21 protein-coding genes and 2 pseudogenes are annotated in these 21,380 nt (G+C 59.3%); 12 read left to right on the top strand and 11 right to left on the bottom strand.

Going from position 1 to position 21,380, the window contains the following annotated elements; all coding sequences use genetic code 11:
* The first annotated feature begins 112 nt into the window (after positions 1-112).
* Together BW978_RS04060 and BW978_RS04050 are read left to right on the top strand one after the other, a co-directional pair.
* Positions 113-1,201, top strand: a complete 1,089-nt coding sequence (locus BW978_RS04060) for an alpha/beta hydrolase (protein WP_076392411.1) — start codon at positions 113-115, stop codon at positions 1,199-1,201.
* 1,103 nt (positions 1,202-2,304) lie between these two features.
* Entirely contained in the window at positions 2,305-2,901 is a 597-nt protein-coding gene (locus BW978_RS04050; RefSeq protein ID WP_139330299.1) for a CPBP family intramembrane glutamic endopeptidase, read from the top strand.
* 295 nt (positions 2,902-3,196) lie between these two features.
* On the opposite strand, the gene BW978_RS04045 is transcribed toward BW978_RS04050, so the two are convergent.
* Together BW978_RS04045 and BW978_RS04040 are read right to left on the bottom strand one after the other, a co-directional pair.
* Positions 3,197-3,724, bottom strand: coding sequence for a Clp protease/crotonase-like domain-containing protein (locus BW978_RS04045; protein ID WP_139330297.1), 528 nt, complete (start codon positions 3,722-3,724; stop codon positions 3,197-3,199).
* A 152-nt stretch (positions 3,725-3,876) separates the two neighbouring features.
* Positions 3,877-4,869 carry a L,D-transpeptidase gene (locus tag BW978_RS04040; protein WP_076393197.1) on the bottom strand — a complete coding sequence of 331 codons (993 nt, stop codon included), beginning with the start codon at positions 4,867-4,869 and terminating at the stop codon, positions 3,877-3,879.
* Positions 4,870-5,056: 187 nt separating this feature from the next.
* Here BW978_RS04040 and BW978_RS04035 point away from each other — a divergent pair, with 187 nt between their 5' ends.
* The 5 genes from BW978_RS04035 (at position 5,057) to BW978_RS04015 (ending at position 9,597) form a co-directional block, all read left to right on the top strand.
* Positions 5,057-5,971, top strand: coding sequence for a LysR family transcriptional regulator (locus BW978_RS04035; protein WP_076392405.1), 915 nt, complete (start codon positions 5,057-5,059; stop codon positions 5,969-5,971).
* 118 nt (positions 5,972-6,089) lie between these two features.
* A complete protein-coding gene (locus BW978_RS04030) occupies positions 6,090-6,788 on the top strand; it encodes an SH3 domain-containing protein (RefSeq protein WP_244551879.1) in 699 nt (232 codons plus the stop codon).
* Positions 6,789-6,832: 44 nt separating this feature from the next.
* A complete protein-coding gene (locus BW978_RS04025) occupies positions 6,833-7,171 on the top strand; it encodes a hypothetical protein (protein WP_244551878.1) in 339 nt (112 codons plus the stop codon).
* A gap of 72 nt (positions 7,172-7,243) precedes the next feature.
* Complete coding sequence (locus BW978_RS04020) at positions 7,244-9,310, top strand: M13 family metallopeptidase (RefSeq protein ID WP_244551877.1); 2,067 nt, start codon at positions 7,244-7,246, stop codon at positions 9,308-9,310.
* Between the two features lie 53 nt (positions 9,311-9,363).
* Entirely contained in the window at positions 9,364-9,597 is a 234-nt protein-coding gene (locus tag BW978_RS04015; RefSeq protein ID WP_175616842.1) for a hypothetical protein, read from the top strand.
* Positions 9,598-9,846: 249 nt separating this feature from the next.
* Here the strand turns inward: BW978_RS04015 and BW978_RS04010 are convergent, their stop codons facing one another.
* Positions 9,847-10,245: a response regulator gene (locus BW978_RS04010; RefSeq protein WP_076392401.1), complete on the bottom strand. Its 399-nt coding sequence runs from the start codon at positions 10,243-10,245 to the stop codon at positions 9,847-9,849.
* Positions 10,242-11,033: a PRC-barrel domain-containing protein gene (locus tag BW978_RS04005; RefSeq protein ID WP_076392399.1), complete on the bottom strand. Its 792-nt coding sequence runs from the start codon at positions 11,031-11,033 to the stop codon at positions 10,242-10,244. Before BW978_RS04005 ends, BW978_RS04010 begins: the two co-directional genes overlap by 4 nt.
* 184 nt (positions 11,034-11,217) lie before the next feature.
* Between BW978_RS04005 and BW978_RS04000 the strand changes: the two genes are divergently transcribed.
* Positions 11,218-11,472 carry a hypothetical protein gene (locus BW978_RS04000; protein ID WP_076392397.1) on the top strand — a complete coding sequence of 85 codons (255 nt, stop codon included), beginning with the start codon at positions 11,218-11,220 and terminating at the stop codon, positions 11,470-11,472.
* 81 nt (positions 11,473-11,553) lie between these two features.
* Here BW978_RS04000 and BW978_RS03995 read toward each other — a convergent pair whose 3' ends face one another.
* From BW978_RS03995 to BW978_RS03980, 4 genes and pseudogenes are all read right to left on the bottom strand, one after another.
* A complete protein-coding gene (locus BW978_RS03995) occupies positions 11,554-11,925 on the bottom strand; it encodes a response regulator (protein WP_076392395.1) in 372 nt (123 codons plus the stop codon).
* Between the two features lie 150 nt (positions 11,926-12,075).
* The gene (locus tag BW978_RS03990) at positions 12,076-13,113 is read right to left on the bottom strand and encodes a sensor histidine kinase (protein ID WP_076392393.1); all 1,038 of its coding nucleotides are present in this window, start codon (positions 13,111-13,113) and stop codon (positions 12,076-12,078) included.
* Entirely contained in the window at positions 13,110-14,555 is a 1,446-nt protein-coding gene (locus BW978_RS03985) for a DUF7125 family protein (protein WP_076392391.1), read from the bottom strand. Before BW978_RS03985 ends, BW978_RS03990 begins: the two co-directional genes overlap by 4 nt.
* Positions 14,556-14,875: 320 nt before the next feature.
* Positions 14,876-15,009 (bottom strand): annotated as a pseudogene (locus BW978_RS03980) (transposase); the annotation flags it as partial.
* Between the two features lie 381 nt (positions 15,010-15,390).
* On the opposite strand from BW978_RS03980, the gene BW978_RS03975 reads away from it, so the two are divergent.
* From BW978_RS03975 to BW978_RS03965, 3 genes are all read left to right on the top strand, one after another.
* Positions 15,391-15,600, top strand: a complete 210-nt coding sequence (locus BW978_RS03975) for a cold-shock protein (protein WP_069042173.1) — start codon at positions 15,391-15,393, stop codon at positions 15,598-15,600.
* Positions 15,601-15,743: 143 nt separating this feature from the next.
* Positions 15,744-16,022, top strand: a complete 279-nt coding sequence (locus BW978_RS03970; RefSeq protein ID WP_076392389.1) for a hypothetical protein — start codon at positions 15,744-15,746, stop codon at positions 16,020-16,022.
* 364 nt (positions 16,023-16,386) lie between these two features.
* Positions 16,387-16,857, top strand: a complete 471-nt coding sequence (locus BW978_RS03965; protein ID WP_210216973.1) for a BLUF domain-containing protein — start codon at positions 16,387-16,389, stop codon at positions 16,855-16,857.
* Between the two features lie 99 nt (positions 16,858-16,956).
* On the opposite strand, the gene BW978_RS03960 is transcribed toward BW978_RS03965, so the two are convergent.
* Entirely contained in the window at positions 16,957-17,328 is a 372-nt protein-coding gene (locus BW978_RS03960; RefSeq protein ID WP_076392387.1) for a response regulator, read from the bottom strand.
* Between the two features lie 330 nt (positions 17,329-17,658).
* Between BW978_RS03960 and BW978_RS23730 the strand changes: the two are divergent.
* Positions 17,659-17,869, top strand: a pseudogene (locus tag BW978_RS23730) (TetR/AcrR family transcriptional regulator); the annotation flags it as partial.
* A 132-nt stretch (positions 17,870-18,001) separates the two neighbouring features.
* On the opposite strand, the gene BW978_RS03950 reads toward BW978_RS23730, so the two are convergent.
* A complete protein-coding gene (locus BW978_RS03950; RefSeq protein WP_076392383.1) occupies positions 18,002-18,691 on the bottom strand; it encodes a response regulator in 690 nt (229 codons plus the stop codon).
* A complete protein-coding gene (locus tag BW978_RS03945; protein WP_076392381.1) occupies positions 18,688-21,375 on the bottom strand; it encodes a sensor histidine kinase in 2,688 nt (895 codons plus the stop codon). The genes BW978_RS03950 and BW978_RS03945 overlap by 4 nt, the downstream gene beginning before the upstream one ends.
* Between the last annotated feature and the right edge of the window lie 5 nt (positions 21,376-21,380).

Here is a 21,380-nt window from a genome sequence, read left to right as displayed (position 1 = left end):
ACGATTGATCGACCAGACCGATAAGTTCAAGTGAGTTCCAGGGGCTTATGTTCGATACCAGAAGCGCTCACTTGGGGGTGGTGAAAACAACTTCAATCCGGAGACCCGCGACATGAACAGCAATGTACCCACCACGCAGAACGGACATGATCAGTTGGACCTTGCACGTCGCGACCTCTTGAAGGTTGCCTCTGTCGGGGCAATTGCGTCCGCTCTCCTCCCCTACGCCTCCACCGCATCGGCTCAGACCGAAGAAGTCTGGGACAAGGTCTTCCCGAAGAGCGACAGGGTTGACCACCGGAAGGTGCGCTTCACGAACCGCTACGGCATTGAACTGGCAGGCGATCTCTACATGCCGAAGAGCCGCGGAACCAGCATGCCAGCGATCGTGGTCGGAGGCCCCTTCGGCGCCGTCAAGGAACAGTCGTCAGGCCTTTACGCACAGGTGATGGCAGAACGCGGCTTCGTGACGGTTGCCTTCGACGGATCCTTTACCGGCGAAAGTGGAGGCCAGCCACGCAACATCGCATCGCCTGATATCAATACCGAAGACTTCAGCGCGGCAGTCGACTTCATCGGAAACCTGCCCGACGTCGACCAGGAGCGCATCGGCATGATCGGCGTCTGCGGCTGGGGTGGCATGGCTCTCAACGCGGCAGCCGTGGACAAGCGCGTGAAGGCCGTGGTTGCCAGCACCATGTATGACATGACCCGCGTCATGTCGAAGGGCTACAACGACGTCGTGACGCTTGAACAGCGGACCCAAAGCCTAGAGCAGATGAGCCGGCAACGCTCTGCCGATGCGAAGGCCGGCAGCCCGGAATACATGAAGGACTACAACGTCCTGAAAGGCGGCGAGCCGCAGTTCCTGGTCGACTACCATGACTACTACATGACGCCGCGCGGCTACCACAAACGTGCAGTCAACTCGGGCAACGGCTGGTCACTGACCACGCCCTTGTCCTTCATGAACATGCCGATCCTCTCCTATATCGCCGAGATCTCGCCGCGGCCGCTGCTGCTCGTGCATGGCGAGAATGCCCATTCGCGCTACTTCAGCGAAACGGCGTATGCGGCAGCGGCTGAACCCAAAGAACTGCTGATCATTCCCGGGGCAAGCCACGTTGATCTCTACGACAAGGTGGAGATCATCCCGTTCGACAAGTTCGAGGCGTTTTTCGAACAGCATCTGAGCGCGTAAGTGCAAGCACTGCATGCGGGGGAACTTTCACCTCCGCATGTAGTTTCAGAGTCGGCGATCTGGGTACGGACGCGTGTGTACTGTCGTAATGCAGCCCCCGAAGTCAAGACGACCGACGCTTAGATCCGCGTCACAAGCCACAGAGCATAATCCGGACAATATCGGCTCACGCTCCAGCAACGAGGCCTCAGAATTCCATATGACATACCCGAGAAGGGGATCGACGCCCCGGAAGCCTGCTGCCATCGATAGGGATGCAGACATCCGCATCTTCGAGGCAATCGATGACGTCCTGGCCCTTCGGCATGAACCGAAATGGAAGCCATCGAAGCAGGAGTTCGATTTCTTCGGTTCGATGGTAAGGGCTCAGAGAATCTTCGGTGAGAGTAAAAAGTAGAGCTCGAACCACGGGCGCTATCCGCCCTGACACTTCGCGTCTGACAAATATGAGAGTGCAAAGCGAACGCTCGCATGCGGCAGCCCTAGAGCACGAGCTTGGTGTCGGGTAGCGGAGTTTATTGCCGCGCTCCCGCCGTGTTGGCGTCAGCCCAAAGCCAAACGACGCCTTCTCAACGACTTGAGCAGTCGCGGCTGCTATTCTTAGAGCCATTCGTCGTGCGGAAAGCGGGTCTCGCAAACTGGCTGGGGATCCGGCGCGCCGTTCGGAGTTCAGGCCGAAATGACGCAGCGGGCACCATGGTATTCAACCACTTTCCACCAAGTATGACGGCATAATCCGCCACGCTGTCATTGATCGCCACGCCAAGGTCTTGTGGGTGGGGCTGTCTTAACAGCAGCCGTTCGGCAACCAGAGTGTGCCACCACGAAGCTCACTTGGACCTATCTAGCTTCGTGAGCCGATGATGAAGATAAACTTGCTGCTCAGATGAATTGAAGTAGTTTCTATTCAGGGATAGGGGGCATTCGTGGATCATTCGACGCCTGCATCGCAGCGCTTGTTGCTGGAGCCCAAGGGGCCTGATTTTCCGTTTTACTCAGACAAACCACCGAGCGTGTCGGGGAGCGCCTGGCTTTGGGTTCTCGCGGCTGCAGCGGCCGGATTTGCCGCGCTGGGTGTTCCGTTGCCCTTTGAGGACAACATCGTGACCGGCTGGCTCAGGGCCTTTGCTTTCGTGGCTTTACCGCTGGCCGCTCTCGCCATCTCAGCCCCCGGACACTGGCGGGCAATCTTCCGGCGCGTTGGCATTGGCGACGTGCTGCTGATGTTTGGCTTTGCAATTCTCAACATCATCGTGACCCTTGCCGTCGGAGTGCTGCTGCAGACCTTCGGCACAGTCAACTCCAATGCAGCGATTGCGGATGCGGCTGACCTCGAAGGCGCGCGGCTGGCGAGTTTCTTTGCCAAGGTCGGCCTCCAGTTGCTCGGGGAGGAACTGATCACAATCCTGCCCTTCCTCGCCATCCTTGCCTATCTGCACAACAAGGCGGGTATGGGTCGCAATGCTGCGGTGCTCGTTGCGTGGCTTTTGTCGGCGCTCATCTTCGGGATGCTGCACCTGCCGACCTATGACTGGAACTTTGTGCAATGCTTTGTTGTGATCGGCTGCGCCCGACTGATCCTGACCTGGGCATATGTATGGACGAAGAATATCTGGGTCAGCACCGGGGCGCATGTCATCAATGACTGGCTGCTGATCGGCTCGACAGTCTTACTGGCCCCGCTTGCCACTGTGGCCTGAAACTCTCGGCTGGCGCATACTGGCACCCCGTCATGGGAGGGTCTCTCTCGTAAGCGGCTCATTCCGGGTGGGAAAACGGGATGGGCTACCTGTCCGAGCCTCAGATGGGTCATGAAACTCGCCCGCTTAAATCTTCGGGTGTCAGGACGATGAGCCATCGCCTGAAAGCCGGGCTGTCCTGATACCGTCCGGCCTCTTCATAAACGCACGGTTGGCAGGCCCAGCCGGGCCATATCATCCAGCGAAAAGCCCCAGCCACGCTGGTCACCGCTCAAGCGATCGTCGAAGCGCGAGCCTACGCCACAAACAGCGAAGGTATCGTTTGGCAGTGGGATGCTGGCACAAAGTGCGACCTCCTCAGCCATACGCGCCTCGGCCGCAGTGACGGCTTCGTCGAGAAAGGCTTCCATGTGACCGGCTTGCCATCTGGCCCAATCACGTCGCTCGCCTGTGCGGCGACGATGGCGCGCAGGTGTTCGCGAAGTGTCACACCCTCCTCGGCGGCGGCAATGGCCAAGCTGCGGTCATTGCCGCCGCCGAGGAAGGCGTTTTCGCGGATCGTGATCGTGGCCACGGCGAGCGCGATCAAATTGGCGCAGGATGGAAAACGGCCTATATCGATTGTCAGATTTGGCTTGAGGTCGGCGATGATGAAACCGATCTGGATGGCGGCCTTGGTGTCGCCGCCGCCGGAATTCACCAGCATCTTCGTGATCTGGCCATCCGGCACCTTGGCCAGCACTGTCTTCAGCGCCTCTAGGCCATTGTCGTTGGTACCGCCGATATAGATCAAGGTGTCGCCATCGATCCGGATATCGGGCACGGGGTTGGTTGAAGGCTTGTCTGCAGCATCAGCAAGAAAGGGGGTGGCCAAACACGCTATGGCAAACATGGCCGTCAGTAGCGCATCGTATCCCCCTCCCAGTCTCGCCTTGAGCGTTTCACCATGGCCAACTCTTCGGCACAGCAGCCGATTCACGCCATGATGACGAAGTCCTTGCCCGTACGGCTATCTGGCGCGAGCGGCGCGTCGGTCAGGATCAGCACTGCGCCGGGGTGCAGGACACTCTGCATGGTCGACACAAAGGCTGGGTCGGCGGATATCCGGGCGAGAAGGTTGGCGGCCATGTTGACCACGCCTTCGTCGTCGTTCGGATTGGCAAAGGCGATCCAGCGCATGCCGCGTGTCGCTTCGTCGAGACCGTCGAGCAGAAAGACGTGGCTGCCAAGCTTGTCCCGGCCATTGACGGTGATCCGGCCTTCGGCGCGGATCTCCGAGTTTTCAACGAGCAAAGCCTTTCCGTCAAAGGTCGACATGATGACAGAAACGACCGGCTGCTTCTTGAGGTCGGTCCAGTCATTCGGGCGCTGCTTGCCGCGCAGTGCCGTCACGGCATCGCCAAATTCGCGAGCGGCATAGGCACCGAGTACCATGCCGGGATGGACGAGTTCCAGCGGATCTGCGGCAGCACCCGAGATGATGACGGGTGTGCCGAGATGGGTGATGTCGAAGAGACGTTCGGAAAAGGCCATGGGCAGGCGCACGCAGCCGTGTGAGGCCGGATATCCGGGCAGATTGCCGGCATGGAGTGCGATGCCGGACCAAGTGAGCCGGTTCATGTTGGGCATCGGCGCATCATCATAGGTGCTCGACTTGTGGTGCTTGTCCTTTTGCAGGACGACGAAGACCCCGGTCGGGGTCTCGTGGCCGGGCTTGCCGGTCGCACAGGTAGAGACGGCTATGCGAATGCCGTTGCGATAAACATGTACACGCTGTTCCGGAAGAGAGACAACGACAGCCACCGGTCCTGTGCGCTGACGCTCCGGATGCCAGGTGAATTCGCCAGGCTTCAGTGCGGCAATCTCCTTCATCACCTCTCCGGCCAGCGCAAGGCACGGCCCGGAGAGTACTGCCAGTGCCGAGAGCCCGGTTATGAAGTGACGCCTGCCCTGTTCCGTGTTCGTCATTGCCGATCTCTCGTTCACAATAGCGATGGGAACGACCATTTCAGGACCAATCATGGGTGTCTAATGAGTTTCCTGCTTGAATTTCAAAAAACTCTCATGGAACGTTGAACACGTCATCGACCGCAGCTGGATGCGGAAGCGGCACTGAGGGACATCACGATGCGCGTGCGATCGGAGGGATCTTGGAATGGACTTTCGTCACAACTTACGCGCCCTGCACACGTTCGAGACAGTTTCACGCCATCTGTCCGTGGCGGCAGCCGCCGAAGAACTGGGGGTGACGCAGAGCGCGGTCAGTCATCAGTTACGCCTCCTGGGAGAAATTGTCGGTGAAAGGCTGATCCAGAAGAAGGGGCGAGGAATAAGCCTGACGGATGCCGGTCGTGACCTCGCCCGACGGCTGCAGCCGGCCTTTGCCGAGATCGACCGATCCCTTGCCGAAGCGATCGGCGGCACACGCGATCGGGTGCGGCTCGCGATTTGCAGCAGTTTCGCCCAGGCCTGGCTGGTCCCGCGGCTGCATTCCTTCTATGCGGCACATCCGGATATCGATCTGCAGATCATCATGTATGCGCAGGATCCAGAACTCACCGATGCCACGGGTGATGCGTTCGTGACGACGCTCCCCAAGGATCGCGGCTATCACGCGCAACTGCTCTGGCCGGAAAATCTGGTTGCCGTCGTGTCGTCAACAGTTGCGGCGCGAAAGAAGAGCTTCGATTGCATTACGACCGAACTGCAGCCTGGAAAGATCGGATCGGACTGGCAGACCTATGCACGACACAGCGGCCGGGCGGATCTCCTTCCCCTCACCTGCCGCTGGCTGTTCGCATCCCACTATGTCATCGCGCTCGACATGGTTCGCCAGAACCTCGGTGCGGCGCTCATCCCAGACTTCCTCGCACAGCCCGACATAGACACTGGAAAAATGGTGCTTCTGGACGAAGCACTGCTCCCCACCCACGAGGATTATCACCTTTGCATCAAGGAGAGCCGCCGAACCGAGCCTGCTCTTGACGCCTTGCTGCGGTGGTTCAAGCAGGAGCTCGGCAGATGGGAGCACCGCGCGACGGACAACCGTTTGAAACTGGTGCAACCATGAAACCCTCTCACATTGGACGAATATAATTCACTGGTTCGCAGGCTTTAGGCATGTCAGTCTCTGGACATCGAGAGGTTGCAATTCGATCTCTTGAAGCCTTCCCAACGGGAGATGTCGGATGCGTATGTGGCGTGCGTTCGTGGGTGTAGTGGTCGCGATGGCGCTTGTCGTCATTGCAGATTTCGGGCAGCAAGCCCCACTCGCGCAGGAAAGCAATGCCCGGGTCGAATTCGGCCGGGGCCAGAGCTCAACGTTCATCCGCGGGACGGTCCGGGGCTACGAAGGCGCCAATTACCGCATCAATGTCCGTGGCGGCCAGAGGCTCGCCGTTAACATGGATAGCTCGAACAGCAGCAACTACTTCAACATTCTCGGCCCCGGCGGTGGCGAGGCCCTGTTCAACGGCTCAATCTCGGGCGATTTTGCCGACATCATCGTTCCCGGTAGCGGCGACTATGTTGTGCAAGTCTACCTGATGCGCAATGCAGCGCGCCGTAATGAGCAGGCGCGATTTACGCTTCGCATCGAGGTGACGGGGGGCAGGCCGACCGCGCCGCCCGCGCCCGATTTCGCCGACGGCCTGTCCGGCGGCCCGGATTTCTTCCAGGTGGCCGGCATTTCGCGTGGCGATGCGCTGAACATCCGCAGCCGACCGAGCGCCCAGAGCCCTGTTGTCACCCGCGTCGTCAATGGCGAGATCCTACGCAATGGCGGCTGCCGCATGACCGGACAGACGCGCTGGTGCCGCGTTTCGCGGCCTGATGGCAGCGATGCCGGGTGGGCAGCCGGTCGGTTTCTGATCGAAGCGAGCAACTAGGCCCTGCTGGGCAACGAAGAGAGACAAAAAAGAGGGGGAACAGCATGACCAGCTTCATCATGAAGACCGGAATGATCTCGCTTGCCGTGAGCTTGCTGGCCGGCTGTACGTCGGATGGCACCTCGCAGCCACAACCGACGGCGTCGGCTGCCCCTCGCCTGATGGACGAAAACGTGCCGCCTGCAGCCCGCAGCGCCTGCCTCGCTGCGGTGTCCAATGCCACGAACAACGGCGACGTCCAGATTATCGAAATGATCTTCTCGGAGGCCAATTCGCAGGTGACCGTCGGCGTCGGTCCAACGCGTGCGCCCTGGAACTGCCTTGTCTCGAACAGCGGGGTCGTCGCCAACGTCATGTCGATGACCAACGAGGGCAGCCTCTAGAGCGAAAGGGCACGCTATGGGATCGCTGCTGATGATCCCGACATTCAGGACGAACAAACGAGGGGGATTACCGTGCGCTATCTGACCTATAGTCTTCTGTTGTGTCTCGCCATAACCTCGGCCTCGCCGGCCAATGATCGGGCAGCCGTGCCAGAGATCGGGCCAGATCAGCTGGCATTTTCGCTTGAAAATATGGACAAATCCGTCGATCCGGGCACAAACTTCAACCGCTATGCGCTCGGCGGCTGGATCGATCGGGTTCAGCGTCCCGATGACCGAGCCTTGATCGATGCCTTCGACTTCATGGGACGACGTCTCACGGCGCAGATGGAGCAGACGCTGCTCGATGCTGCAGCCAAATCGGGAACGGCAGAAAAGGGAACGCCCCTCCAGCAGGTGGGGGCTTTCTACACCGCCTTCATGGATGTCGCGACACTCGACGCCAAAGGCATGACTCCGCTCGATCCGGAGATGGCCAAGATCGATGCGATTGCCGATCTCGGTGACCTCGCGACGTATATCGGCTACTATCTTCTGGTCGCCGAGGATCTGGCGTTGACCGGCTTCGTGCCGATGACGGACATGGCCGATTCCAAGCGCAATGCGCTGTATGCCGTTGGCACCTCGCTGGTGCTCCCCCAGCAGAATCTCTACGACGAGCCGGCAGGCTCTGCGCTCGACCTTGCTTTGCGCAAGAACCTCGCCGACATGCTGATTGCAGCCGGCTATGAGGCCGGTCGCGCAACGACGGTCTCAAACCTTGTGGCCGACATCGACCGGGAACTGCATGGCGGCCTGCTGACGCCGGTCGAAGCGACCAATCCGGCGAACACCTACCAACCCGTGCCCTTCGCGTCCCTGCAGGCGGAGATCCCCGAACTCGACCTGACCGCGATGCTCGCTGGCCTTGGCATGAAGGCGCCGGAGACGGTGGTGAAATCGGAGCCGCGCTATCTGCCCGTCCTTGGCAAGGTGCTGCGCGAGCGCCCGATCGAGGAGATCAAGGATTACCTGAAGGTCAAGCTGATCAACCGCTTCAAGTCCTATCTCGGTAGCCGCTTCGAGGCCGTCATTGCCGAGCAGCAGAAGATCCTGGTTGGCATCGACAAGCTGCCACCTCGCGAGGAGCGCGTGCAGAACGAACTCAAGACCTTTCTCGGCCATCCCGTCTCGCGGCTTTATGTCGAGCGCTATTTCAGCGACGAAACGCGGGCCAAATCGGCTGATATGGTCGGCCGGGTCAAATCCGCCTTCCTGGCACGGATCGAGACACGTGACTGGCTGACCGAGGCGACACGGGCGGCGGCAAAGGACAAGCTGGAGAAACTGACCTTCGAGGTCGGCTATCCTGAAACCTGGATCGACATGTCTGGTGTCGAGGTGCGGCCGGACGACCTGATCGGCAACATCCAGCGGCTGATCGCCTTCGACGTGAAGCGATCGCTCGACAAATTCGACGACCCGGTCGAGCACGAATCCTTTGCCAATGTGCAGGCGACACTGCCGATCATCATCAATGCTGCCTATGAGACCTCGATCAACGGCTTCGAAGTGCCGGCGGCCATTCTGCAGCCACCGGCCTTCGAGGTTGAACTGGATGCACCTGTTTATTTCTGCCGTCTCGGCGCCGTGCTCGGTCATGAAATGACCCATGGTTTCGACAGTCGTGGCCGGCAATATGACGCTGCGGGCAATCTGCGGGACTGGTGGCAGCCCGAGGACACGGCTGCCTTTACGCGAGAAGCCGAAAAACTCGTGGAGCAGGCAAATGCCTATGAAGTCCTGCCGGGGCTCAAGCTCAACGGCGCGCTGACCGTCACCGAGAACATGGCCGATGTCGGGGGGATTACCCTCGCCTACGCCGCACTGCAGGACTATCTTGCTGAAAATCCGAAGGAAAATGTTGATATCGACGGCTTCTCGCCGGCGCAGCGCTGCTTCCTCGCCTGGGCGCAGTTCTGGGGCATGAAGACAACCGATGGCATGATCCGCTCCGTCTTCATGAGCGATGTGCATGCGCCCAGCATGTACCGCTCGGTGGCCGCTCTCAAACATGTGGACGACTTTTACACGGCATTCGACATCACAGAGGGGGACCCGGAATGGCTGGCGCCGGAAAAGCGCGTGCGGGCCTGGTGAAACGCCTGTGTTGGCGGGCGCCGGAACTATGACGACAAGAAAGGGAGATCAGTATGGCGCATCGGCGCGTGGCAGCCGACGCCAAGGCGCCACCGATGGCCTATCGGGGTTGCGCGGAAATCGTCGCTCGCAACTTCGCTGTCGGTTTGAACCACGTGCATTTCACGCGGTCCCGTTCGCCCGCCAAGCATGAATGGCTAATCGAGGCGGCCGTCGGGCATCAATACATGACCTGCACTATGCGGGACACCGATGAGTTGATCGACTTGCGTGGCGGACAGTTTTGAGAGCGGACCGTACCGCAAGTGGGCGGCGGCACTGCGCACAACGGATCCCGGCGTGGCCGGGGTTCCGGGTGACGGATCCGGTATGCAGTTTAACTGAGTGAAAGAGCTCGAAAATGCAACGGTCGGTCGGCTGGATTGGGGGCGCTGCCATTGATCCTGGCAGTCATCCTAGTCGGGGGTACTACAGCGGTGACCATGGGAAAGCTGAAACGGGATGTCGATCTCATCGAGATGCAGACGCCGTGAATGTCAGGCTACGGCTAGTTCCCGGTCGCGCCGCCGCCGGTTCATGCCTGTGTCGGGCAGGAGTGCTTCTGCCAGATCGTAGTCCGAATAAGGCTTGGGCAAGAACCGAGCGCCAGCAGGGAGAGCGGTTGGACGGATGCGGCCGGATGTAACGATAATCGGTACACCCCGGCGCATCCGCGCAAATTCACGCGCCAGATCCATGCCCGATGAACCGTCGGCAAGATCGATGTCGGTGAACAGGAGGGTGACGCCTTTTTCAACACCCAGGACAGCCAGAGCCTCCGACACGGTGCGCGCCTCCAGAACTTCGAAGCCGAGGTCCTCCATCATCTCGCATCCGACCATGGCGATGAGCGGTTCATCTTCAACCAGCAGGACGATCTTGCGATGATCGTTCACTTTGTGGTGCCTTCCGTCGGTGTACGCTTTGTGTTGTTTTCTGCGACTTGCGGAATGAGACTTTGAAAGATCGCATCATTGGTGGCGCGCCATGTCTCGTCGGCAAGCCAGTCATATTCCTGATCCGGCATTAGCGGAACCGCCTTCACCTGGTCGTTCGATATGCGCAGGAAGAAGCTCTTGCGTTTCTGATCGATCACGAGATAGCGAAGCGGGACCACAAGACTGTTCTCGCCTGCGACGAAAAAACCGTCCGATGCAACGATCGCGTAGTCCCACCGATCCTTCGTGCCGATCACGACGTTGCGAACTTCCCCGACGATCATGTCATCTGAGGTACGCACTTCCGCTCCGATAATCTCGCTGGCCAACAGACCGGGATCAAGGTCGTTAATGCTGACCAGTGCCTCTTCTCCGGGCTCGCCTCGAGTACCCTTGATCTGGCCCAGACGGTGCCACTGCGGTTCAGCAGCAGCGAGCTGCTGATCGGCCTCGTCTTCATCATTCGTGCCAAGACGCCCCATATCCGGCGCTGCAATGAGTTCCTTGATGTTGCCGACGAGACGTTCACAATCTTCCTCCAGACCATAGTTCCAAAGCAGGAAGGCAGCGTCCCTCAAGGCGCGCAGATCATGAACGAGGTGACGGTTTTGCGGAGCGCGTAATTCCGCATTTTCGAGGACAGCCTCTTCCAGTTGAGCGTCCGATATGTTGCAGGCGGCCCAGCTCGCGGATGGGCTTATCGCCAGCAGGAATGCGCCGGCGGCGATCGATCTCAGGAGTGTCATAAATTTCCGATCAGCGGATTTATAGACTTCGTGTCGCCATGGCACTCGTCGGAAGGGAGCGAACCGCAGACGCTGATCTTCGTCACGGTAACGCATATCCAAGACTTTTGTTCCATGCGTTTCAGGTGCTCGTCGGCTGGCTATCGCGCATTTGGCACCGCCCCCTGAACGAACCGTCTTTTTAATGCATCGCTATCAACAACTGCTGCAATCGCGCGGTGGTCTCTTCCATCACTACGAAAGGGTTCATCATGACCGCTCGCACAAAAAATGGTTCAACTCCACCAAGTGGTTCGGCTTCGAGGAGACGTCTGTCGACAGCATCTCCTCAGGCTTGGTGCTGCATGGCAGCGGTGAGTGGACGCAGGTTCTGGTCAAGGAAAAGGCCAGCAACTTCGTAACAACGCTGCTGACTTCCTTCACCTGCGACAAGGTGTGACGGGAGAGCTGGGCCCTGTTGCACGCGAAGTTTGCGGTCGCCAGAGCATATCTGACCTTGACCAGAAGCGCGGCCTTCGGCTTACGAGGCGACCAGCATTTCTCTCATGGCCGATATTATGCGGGCGTGGTCGTAGGGCTTGCTGAAAAACTTTCCTTCGATGGGAAGAAGCTCGTCGGTCAGCCGGCAGTGGCCTGATGCGATGATGATCTTGACGGGAGGCCACCTGTCCCGCACGGCCTCGGCAAGCTTCAGGCCGTCCATACTGCCGGGCATGTCGATGTCCGTGAACATGAGCCTGATTTCTGGATGCGCATCGAGAAGTCCAATCGCTTCATCGGCATTCGACGCTTCGAGCACGATAAACCCCTCATCCTGAAGCGACATCGCGATGTCCATGCGGACGAGCGTTTCGTCTTCAACGACAATGACTGTGGTCCCCTTCTGCGCCATTTCATATACTTTCTGTCGGAGATGCCGCACATGTGCCAATTGCGTGCGCTACAGGGGCAACGCACTCCCACGCCAATCGATCCTTCTATTTTCGGCATATTTTCTCAATGGTTACCACCGCTCGCGCAGAGGGACTGTTCCATATAGCAATCAGGTCGCGCTAATGCGTTCGACAGGGCCTCGCACAGTGCAGCGAAAGCCATCGGGGGCAAACACGATGTCAGGGACCGTGCCGAACAGAGACCCCAGAGCGGACCGCACATAGCGCGTCCCATATCCTTGCCGCGTTGGCTCGCGCACCTCCGGCCCACCCGCCTCGGTCCAGGTGAGGTAGAACTCGTGTGGATCATCAGCCGCAAGCGCCCACATGAGCGCAACATGCCCGTCGGGTTGGGAAAGTGCTCCGTACTTGATGGCATTCGTTATGAGCTCGTGCAGACATAGTGCTATCGTTGTTCCGGCATCCCGGCTGACGACTATATCCGCACCGGTAACATCGATACGCGTGACGCCATCGCCATTGTAGGGAGAAACAGTCAGTTCGACGACGTCGGACAGCCGAACCTCTTCACCACCAGCCTCGAAGACGGCGGCGTGCACCTTGGACAGTGCCTGGAGACGGCCGGAAAAATCGCTGGCCAGATCTTCCACGGTTGCAGCGCCGCGTTTCGTCATCTGAAAAATCGACTGAACACTCGCCAGAATGTTCTTTACCCGATGATTGAGTTCCAGACGCAGCTCTTTTTCCCTTTCAAGCGAATCCCGGACCTCGCGCTGGCGCAGCCGGACCAAGAGGTTGGACTGGATGCCGTTCACGAGTTCCAGCGGCGTGATGGGACGCGTGTAAAATAGGACGCGTGCGCCCGGCCAGGACCCTTCCAACTGGCTTCTAACACGAGCAACAGGTGCCGCGCGCTCCAGTAGGACGATGATTGGCACTTCGGACCAGTCGGGCTGCTCGGCGAGATGCGCTCCAATTTGCGCGACAACGGTCGGGTTCAACGCCTCGTGCGTGATCACGATCATGCCTGGCGATTTTTCCAGATGATTGACCAGATCTCCATCGAGCTTGGCCGCCAGTACCTGGATCTGCTCTTCCTGGAGAAGGGTCGCGATATAATCGGCATCCTTGCGGAAGGGAGCAAGGACGAGCACCCAATCCAGTTCACTTTCGGTGGAGACAGTCATCCTTTGGGTTCTGGTAGTGGATTATACGCGACCACGCTGACGCCTCCACTCTCGATGATGAGTTCACGAATGTTGAGATCGTGCGGACCATGACGCTTCTTCACGACAGTGATGTTCCGGCGCAAGCGCCCTTCGTGTTCCATGATCCGTAAAAGCAGCACGGTGTCGCCGAGGAAGCTCACATCGACATCGATGCCAACATTCTGGCCGATCAGACCATGTTGGGCAACGATGAGCATTGTCAGGACGCCCGAACGGGCTAGGTATTTGAGGAGCGACTGAATGTCGCGAACCGCTTTTTCGCGGTGTGGCAGAGAATTCAGATAGCCCGTCAAACTGTCGATGACGACGACGCGTGATTTGTTCTGCGTGACGGCATCCTGGACGATCTGTCCGAATTCGCCCGGGGAAATTTCATTGGGATTGAAATCCCGCAGGATCAGCTTGCCGTCCTTGTGAAACTGCCTCAGTTGCATGCCCAAGCCTTCCGACCGACGGAAGAAGGTCTCAAGCCGCTCCTCGAACAGGAAGAGCGCAACATTCTCCCCGCGTTCGAGCGCTGCTGTTGCGTAGAGTGAGGACATTGTCGACTTGCCGGTACCCGACTGGCCGATAACCAGGGTTGTTGTTCCGGATTCCTGGCCACCGCCGAACATCTCATCCAACTCGGCGACACCAGACTTGATCAGTTGGGGCTTGGCGCCCTCCGCCGCAGCGCTCGGCATAATTCGAGGGAACACCACGACGCCCTCGCCTTCGCGGATAGCCATGTCGTGATACCCGTCTGCGATGGGTACGCCGCGCATCTTCGAAACCTCTATACGGCGACGGACTCCGCCGTATTCTTCAAGCGACTTGTCGAAGCGTATAACGCCGTGGGCAAGGCCTTCGACCTCTTCCCCGCTGCGATCGGACGCGGCTGTCTGGGTGTCCAACAGCAGCGCCACGACATTCCGTTTAGCGAGGAACGACTTGAAGCCGATCAGTTCTCTACGGAAGCGTGGGCTATCACCAGTGATCAAGCGGATCTCCAGCAGGGAGTCGTAGACGAGGCGACGAGGCTTGTGTTCCTCAATCGCGGCTTCAATCGCTTTGCGTGTCTCATCCAACCGAAGATCAGCAGTTAAAAATATGCTTTGGTCGTCAGCCTCGTTCACCGTACCAGACGTAGACAGCTCTTCGACCCGGATACCGTCAAGCGTCCAGCCGTGCGAAAGAGCGATCGCTTTCAATTCGGCGGCCGTCTGCGAAAGCGTCACGTATATACAATTCTCGCCAGCCTCGATACCGGCGCGCAAAAATTGCAGCGCGGCCGTGGTCTTGCCCGAACCTGGAGCGCCCTGCAGCATGTAGAGGTTGGACGAAGGAAGCCCTCCGCGCAGGATTTCATCAAGACCGGCGATACCGGCGCTCACCACTGCGGGCTTCTTCTGTTTGGGCATCTGTATCTTCCACTCTGATAATCGGCGCATTCTAAATCAACAGCGCACTTCGTCAGGGAAGAGCCGCTTGGCAGTTATAGGTGCCTCCCCTGAAACTGCAATGAAATTGGGACCAGCCGCCTGCGTCCCTTTAAATCCGACAATGTGTCGCCCGCCAGCAAGAATGCAGGCGCGAAACGGAAATCATGTCCCGCTGAGTGGTGTCGCTTGTGCGCTCGCAATGCCTTCCGGCCAGAGCCGGGAACGTATCCGCTTGCGGCTGACAGGCTGAGGAGTAGTGGATCATTGCTCATTGTTGCGATGGTTTCCAGTGTCATCTAGCGGGATCGTTGGACGGCCCATTCATCATTCTGTTCGAGCAGAAGCGCGCCGACGCGCCTGACGATGGCGTCGTCATTGGAAGGATGCCGACGACCTCGGTGCGCCGTTTGATCTCGCCATTGAGGCGCTGAATACAGCCTTCCTGAATGACCGCAGTCTGGGCCTTCTCGGCCATTCGGCGCGGCCCAAGGAAACTCGGGAATACTGCCTGTCCGCAGCTTGGGAATGCGCAGCTCGACGGTGCCCGCCCGTGTCTCCCGGTCCGCGCTGGTGAATTCAGCGAGAAGGATGCATTTCTCGATCTGCGGGATAAACGCAACTCTGCACGGCAAAACCAGAAGTTGACAAGCGTTTAAAATACTAATAGAGATACATAACGATATTTTCTTGCTGAGCTTTGGTTATCGCGCGTTTGGCACCGCGCCCTGAACGAACCCTCCCTTTAAAGCATCGCTATCAACAAGCGCTGCGCATCCGCGCGGTGGGCTCATCTATCGCTACGAAAGGGTTCATCATGACCACTGGCACAGTAAAATGGTTCAACTCCACCAAGGGCTTCGGCTTCATTCAGCCTGACAACGGCGGCCCGGACGCATTTGTCCACATCTCGGCCGTTGAACGGTCCGGCATGCGCGAAATCGTCGAAGGCCAGAAGTTGTCTTACGACATGGAGCGCGACAACAAGTCGGGCAAGATGTCGGCCTGCAATCTTCAAGCAGCCTGATTTGGGATCTGCTTTCCCTGACCACGGATGTACTGGCAGTGTGAGAGCGCGAGACCCATGAGACCAATGAAGGTCAGGCAAATTGCCTGGCCTTTTTTTATGCCTCAACCGCAGCCGATACAGGACTGCAGACGGGAGCTTTCATGACACAAGAAGCAGCAGCAGAACTACAGGCGATCAATACGGCCTGGCAGATCGCCATTCAGGAGATCCTGAGAGTGGTTGTGCGTGATATGTACATGAGTGGTGACGAGCCGGCCTTCAGATCGCAGGTCAAGCGCATCGAGGAGACGGCTGTCGACAGCATCTACAGAAGCTTGGCGCTCCGTGGCACCGACGAGTGGACGGAGGTTCTGGTCAAGGAAAAGGCCAGCAATTTCGTGACAACGCTTCTGACCTCGTTCACTTACGACAAGGTTTGACCCCCTCAACACAATCGGCGTGAACGCGATCATCACGCTTCAATGAATATCTTCTTTATCGGGAACATCTCGATACCAAGTGCAGTGGATTGTAGGCATTTCAAGCAGCTAGGCATATCTTAAACGCTTTACTGCGGACGGTGCCCTTCCCTCGAAAACGCTCGATTGACGCAGAGACAATCACATCCAGTACGCTTGTTCCGTGACATGCTGTCATACGGCTCGCAGCTTTCTCGACGCCAGATCATGCTGCGATCGACACTGTCAATTCGTGGTATAAGATAGACGCTACCCTGCAACACTGCTTCCACCAGCGCTCGAGGCAGATACAATCAGGGCGCCCCAAGTCCGGAGAGACATTCCTATGGATTTATTTCGCGCCATTTACTCATCCCAGCCCTTCGGCTTCGATAGTGCCATTTTAGACGGGATATTGTTGGAGGCCCGACGCGCAAATCTTCGGGACGGCATCACGGGTGCCCTTATCTGCCGCGCGGACATCTATCTGCAATGGCTTGAAGGGCCTGAACCGGAGGTCCGCAAGACCCTGGAGCGTATTGAGCGCGACGACCGCCACCTCGACGTCAAGGTTCACGTCGCAAAACAAGTCGCAGAGCGGACGTTCGCAGAATGGGCCATGCTTCACGATCCAGCGGCAACATGGATCTGGACCCAAAGCGAGATCGCGGGCGGCGCGCTCGAGCGATCGACCCCGGAAGAGATCACGGAATTTTTCTTGAGACTTCGTCATGGCGGGACAGCTAATGACGCGGTGGGTGCCTGCCCGCACACGGCGTCTGGCTCTGGCCTCGATGAAACACGAGTGCCCTCATAGGTAAGGAGTCAATATCGGCGGCCTTTAACGGGCAATTGCCGATCGTACGAAGACAGCGTTGAACGCTCGGTCCGGGAGAAGTTCGCTTTCCAAGTGTACTTACGGAGCCGCGAGCATTTCTCTCATTGCTGATATAATGCGGGCATGGTTGTAGGGCTTGCTAAAGAACTTGCCCTCTATCGGAAGCAGTTCATCGCTCAAATGACGGTGTCCTGATGCAACGATGATCTTGACGGGAGGCCACCTGTCCCGCACGGCCTTTGCAAGCTTCAGGCCGTCCATACTGCCGGGCATGTCGATGTCCGTGAACATGAGCCTGATTTCTGGATGCGTATCGAGAAGTCCTATCGCTTCATCGGCATCGGACGCTTCGAGCACGGTGAACCCCTCATCCTGGAGCGACATGGCGATATCCATGCGGACGAGCGTTTCGTCTTCAACGACAATTACTGTGATGCCCCTCTGCGCCATTGCCTGAGCTTTCCGTCGGATACGTTCAACACGTGTCAATTGACCGTGCCAGCCAGACCAACGCACTCCCGCACCAATAGATCCTGTCGTTTTCCGGTTGTTTTTTCGATGGTTAAGACTGCTCATCCATGCAGCATGCTATCGACTGGCGCTCGGAGACGGCAGCGAGGTGCTGGAAATTCAGCCGCACTCGCCCCGAGTCGATCATCCTATGTCGCGGGCAACCAGCACAAGGTCATGGCCGCGCCGCGCGAAGCGTTCGGCATAGGTAGCGCCAATGCCCGTTGAGGCTCCGGTAATCAGGACTGCGACAGCTTCGGAGACGACGCGTTCAGAGATTTCGCCCGCTCTTATCTTGCGCCTCGGCATCGAGATAATCCCGGCAATGGATGCCCGACGGCAGGGCTTGCCGCCGCCATTCGCCACCAGACGCAGGGCCGCGATCGGAAGCTGGGCAGCCATGGTCGGAGCCGTCATCCTCGCGGGAGCTGTCGACGACCCCGAATTGTCTGACGAGGTTCTGGAGCAGACACGCGACTGATCGATGCGAAGATCGGCTAGGAGGTTAGAGGACACGCAATTGGAGCGCCCCATCTTCGTCCGATCGAGTTTTATTCGACGGCAGAAGTGAGGGCGCAAAGCGGCCAGTTGGAGGCGCACCCGACCGCAGGTTTTATTCCTGCTCGGCCATCCGATAACCTACGCCTGGTTCCGTGCGCACGATCCTTGGCTGCGTAGGATCGCGTTCGATTTTCTGGCGCAACTGGCCGATGAAGACGCGGAGGTAATGCAGGTCGTCGGCGTGGGCGGGTCCCCAGACGGTCGTCAACAAGGTGCGATGGGTCACGACTCGACCGGTATGACGGGCAAGCAGAAGGAGCAGGTCATATTCCTTCGGCGTCAAATGCACGAGCTCGCCATCTCGCAAGACTAGCCGCTTGATCGGATCAATGGTCAGCCCGTCGACTTCCATCACCGTCGGAATGGCGTCGCGACGGCCACGATGGCGCAGTGCGGTGCGGATGCGCGCCGTCAACTCCCCGATGCCGAAGGGCTTCTCGACATAGTCGTCGGCACCGAGATCGAGGGCCGCGATTTTCTCGCTTTCGCGGTCGCGGGCCGAGAGAATGAGGATTGGGATGTCCGACCAGCCACGAAGGCTCGCGATCACCTCCTTGCCATCCATATCCGGCAGGCCGAGATCGAGGATGACAAGGTCGGGCGCTTGGGTGGCGACAGCCTTCAGCGCCTCGGCGCCCGTTCCGGCTTCGACGACCTCATAGCCCGCGGCCGTCAGCGAAGGTTTGAGGAAGCGCTGGATCTGCGGCTCGTCATCGACGACCAGGATGCGCGACTGGGTCATGTGATCTCGCCTCTTGCATCACTTCCCGGGAACCGCATGACAATGCGCGTGCCTCTCTTCTTCAAGGCCGGGCTCTCCGCATGGATCTTGCCGCCCATGGCCTCGACAAAACCGCGGGCAATGGAAAGACCGAGCCCAGTTCCGGGTGCCCGCCCATCCGGCTTTCCCCTGCGATAGAATTTTTCGAAGATGCGGTCCAGATCTTCAGAAGGAATGCCCTTCCCGAGATCGGTGACGGAGATCAGCACATCCTTGCCGTCGCGCCGCGCATAGACATTGATCGGCTCGTCGCCACCATACTTCACGGCATTGTCGAGAAGGTTGAACAGCACCTGGCCGATCAGCACGCTGTCGCCCCGGATCAGCGGCAGGTCGGCGGCAATGCCGGTTTCGACGATCCGCCCCGGCGCGTATTTGCGGGTGCGCTCGACGGCGGCCTGCACCACGTCGGCGACATCCACCCAATCCTGTTTCGGCTTAAGCGTGCCGGCCTCGATGCGTGTCATGTCGAGCAGATTGGCGACGAAGCGGCTCATGCGGCCGCTTTCCTCCTCGATCGACTGAAGAAGATCGTCGCGGTTCTCAGGCGTCATGCGCTCGCCGAGCTGACGCAAGCCGGTGACGGCGCCGGTGATCGTTGCGAGTGGCGTGCGAAGATCATGGGAGATCGAGGAGAGAAGCGCTTCCCGATAACGTTCGCCCTCCAGCCTTGCCGCCTGCTCGACGGTTTCATCGGCAAGGCGGGCGCGGTCGAGCGCAATCGCCGTCTGGTCGAGGATCGCCGTCAGCGCGCGTTCGGCATTGAGGTCGAGCCGGTCTCCCGAGTGCTCGATCCCGCAGACACCAACGATACCATGGGGTCCCAGCAGCGGCCGGAACTCGAAACGGCTGTTGGGCAGCGTGCCCGTGCCTTGGCCGGCAGGCTCGCGCTTGTCGTGGGTCCAGCGGGCTGCGGTCATATCCGTCACGTCGAGTTCAGTATCAGGCGGCCATGCGGCGGCAACACCGAGATCGCCCTTGCGCGGGACAAGCAGCACGACCTTGCGCTTCAGGCTCGCCTGCAGTTGCGAAACAGCAAGCCAGATCGCGTCGTCGCCCTTTCCCGTGCTCGCGAGCTTGCGGGAGAAATCATATAGCGATTGCAGCGCCGTCGCGCGGATCCGTGCCACCTCCGCCTGCTCCCGAATGCGCGAGGCAAGACCGCCCGCGATCATGGCGACGGCGAGAAAGACGAAGAGCGCGAAGACCTCGTGCGGCGCGGCAATCGTGAACGTGTGTCGCGGGTCGATGAAGAAGAAGTTGTAAGCGAGCGCTGACAGGAGTGCTGCCAGGAATGCCGCCGCATAGCCCCCGACCACCGAGGCTCCGAGGACGGCGAGGAGAAAGAGTAAGGATATGTTCGGCAGCTCGACGAAGACGTCGATGGCCTTGCCCAGCGCCGTGGTCACGCCGACGAAACCGAGTGCCCAGAGGGCCGATTGCCTGAGGACGGTGGTTCTAATTGGTCTGAAGGACGAGCGTACACGTTCCGCGGGCGTGCCGTCCGGTGTCACGATGTGAATGCCGAGGCCCGATGCCTTGGCAGCCAGAGCATCCGGCAGCGAGCGCGTGGCCAGCTTCTGCCAGCGGCTGCGCTTGCGTGTTCCGATGACGATCTGAGTGGCGTGTTCCCGGCGGGCGAGCTTCAGGATCTCGTCAACGAAGTCATTTCCGATGATACGACGGGTCTCTGCTCCCAGTTGTTCCGCCAAGCGAAACAGCGTCTCGATCCGTTGCAGTCGCTCGGGCGTTTCGACTTCCCGATCGGCCCGCTCGATGGAGACAACCAGCCAGGGCGCGTTAAGACCGGAAGCCAAACGGCTCGCGACGCGCACAACCTTTTCCGACAGAGGATCGGAGCCGACGCAGACGATGAGGCGTTCGCCGGTGGCCCAGGGACCGTCGATGGCGTTCTGCTTGAGATAGTCGACCATCTGATCGTCGACTCTGTCGGCGGTGCGGCGCAGCGCCAATTCACGCAAGGCTGTCAGGTTGCCGAGACGGAAGAAGCGGTCGACGGCGCGACTGGCGCTTTCGGGCAGATAGACCTTGCCGTCCTTGAGGCGCTCTATCAGTTCTGACGGCGCGAGATCGACGAGCAAGACCTCGTCGGCGCGTTTAAGGACGATGTCGGGCACGCGCTCGCGCACTGTGACCCCGGTGATCTGCGCGACAAGGTCCGCCAGACTTTCCAGATGCTGGATGTTGAGCGCCGTCCAGACATCGATCCCTGCTGCAACCAGTTCCTCAATGTCCTGATGGCGCTTCGGATGGCGGCTGTCTTCGGGGTTGGAATGGGCGAGCTCGTCGACGATGACGATGCGCGGGCGCCGCTCCAGCGCTGCATCGAGATCGAATTCTTCAAGCATGCGACCGCGATGGGCCACCCGCCGACGCGGTAGGATCTCGAGCCCATCGAGTAGTGCTGCGGTCTCGCCGCGCCCGTGGGTCTCGACCAGGCCAACGACAACATCCACGCCGTCCGCACTCAGGCGTTTGGCCCGCGACAGCATAGCATAGGTCTTGCCGACGCCGGGAGCAGCGCCCAGAAAAACGGTCAGCTTGCCCCGGCGGTCCTTATCCGCCAGGGCAAGCAGGGCATCGGGATCGGGACGTCGCTCGTCCCTGCGGTCGTCATCCGCCATCAAAC

It is taken from the genome of Rhizobium sp. RU33A, from assembly GCF_900156055.1.
Lineage (GTDB): Bacteria > Pseudomonadota > Alphaproteobacteria > Rhizobiales > Rhizobiaceae > Allorhizobium.
Note: the sequence above shows the minus strand (reverse complement) of the source record. Positions and strands in the feature narration are given on the sequence as shown.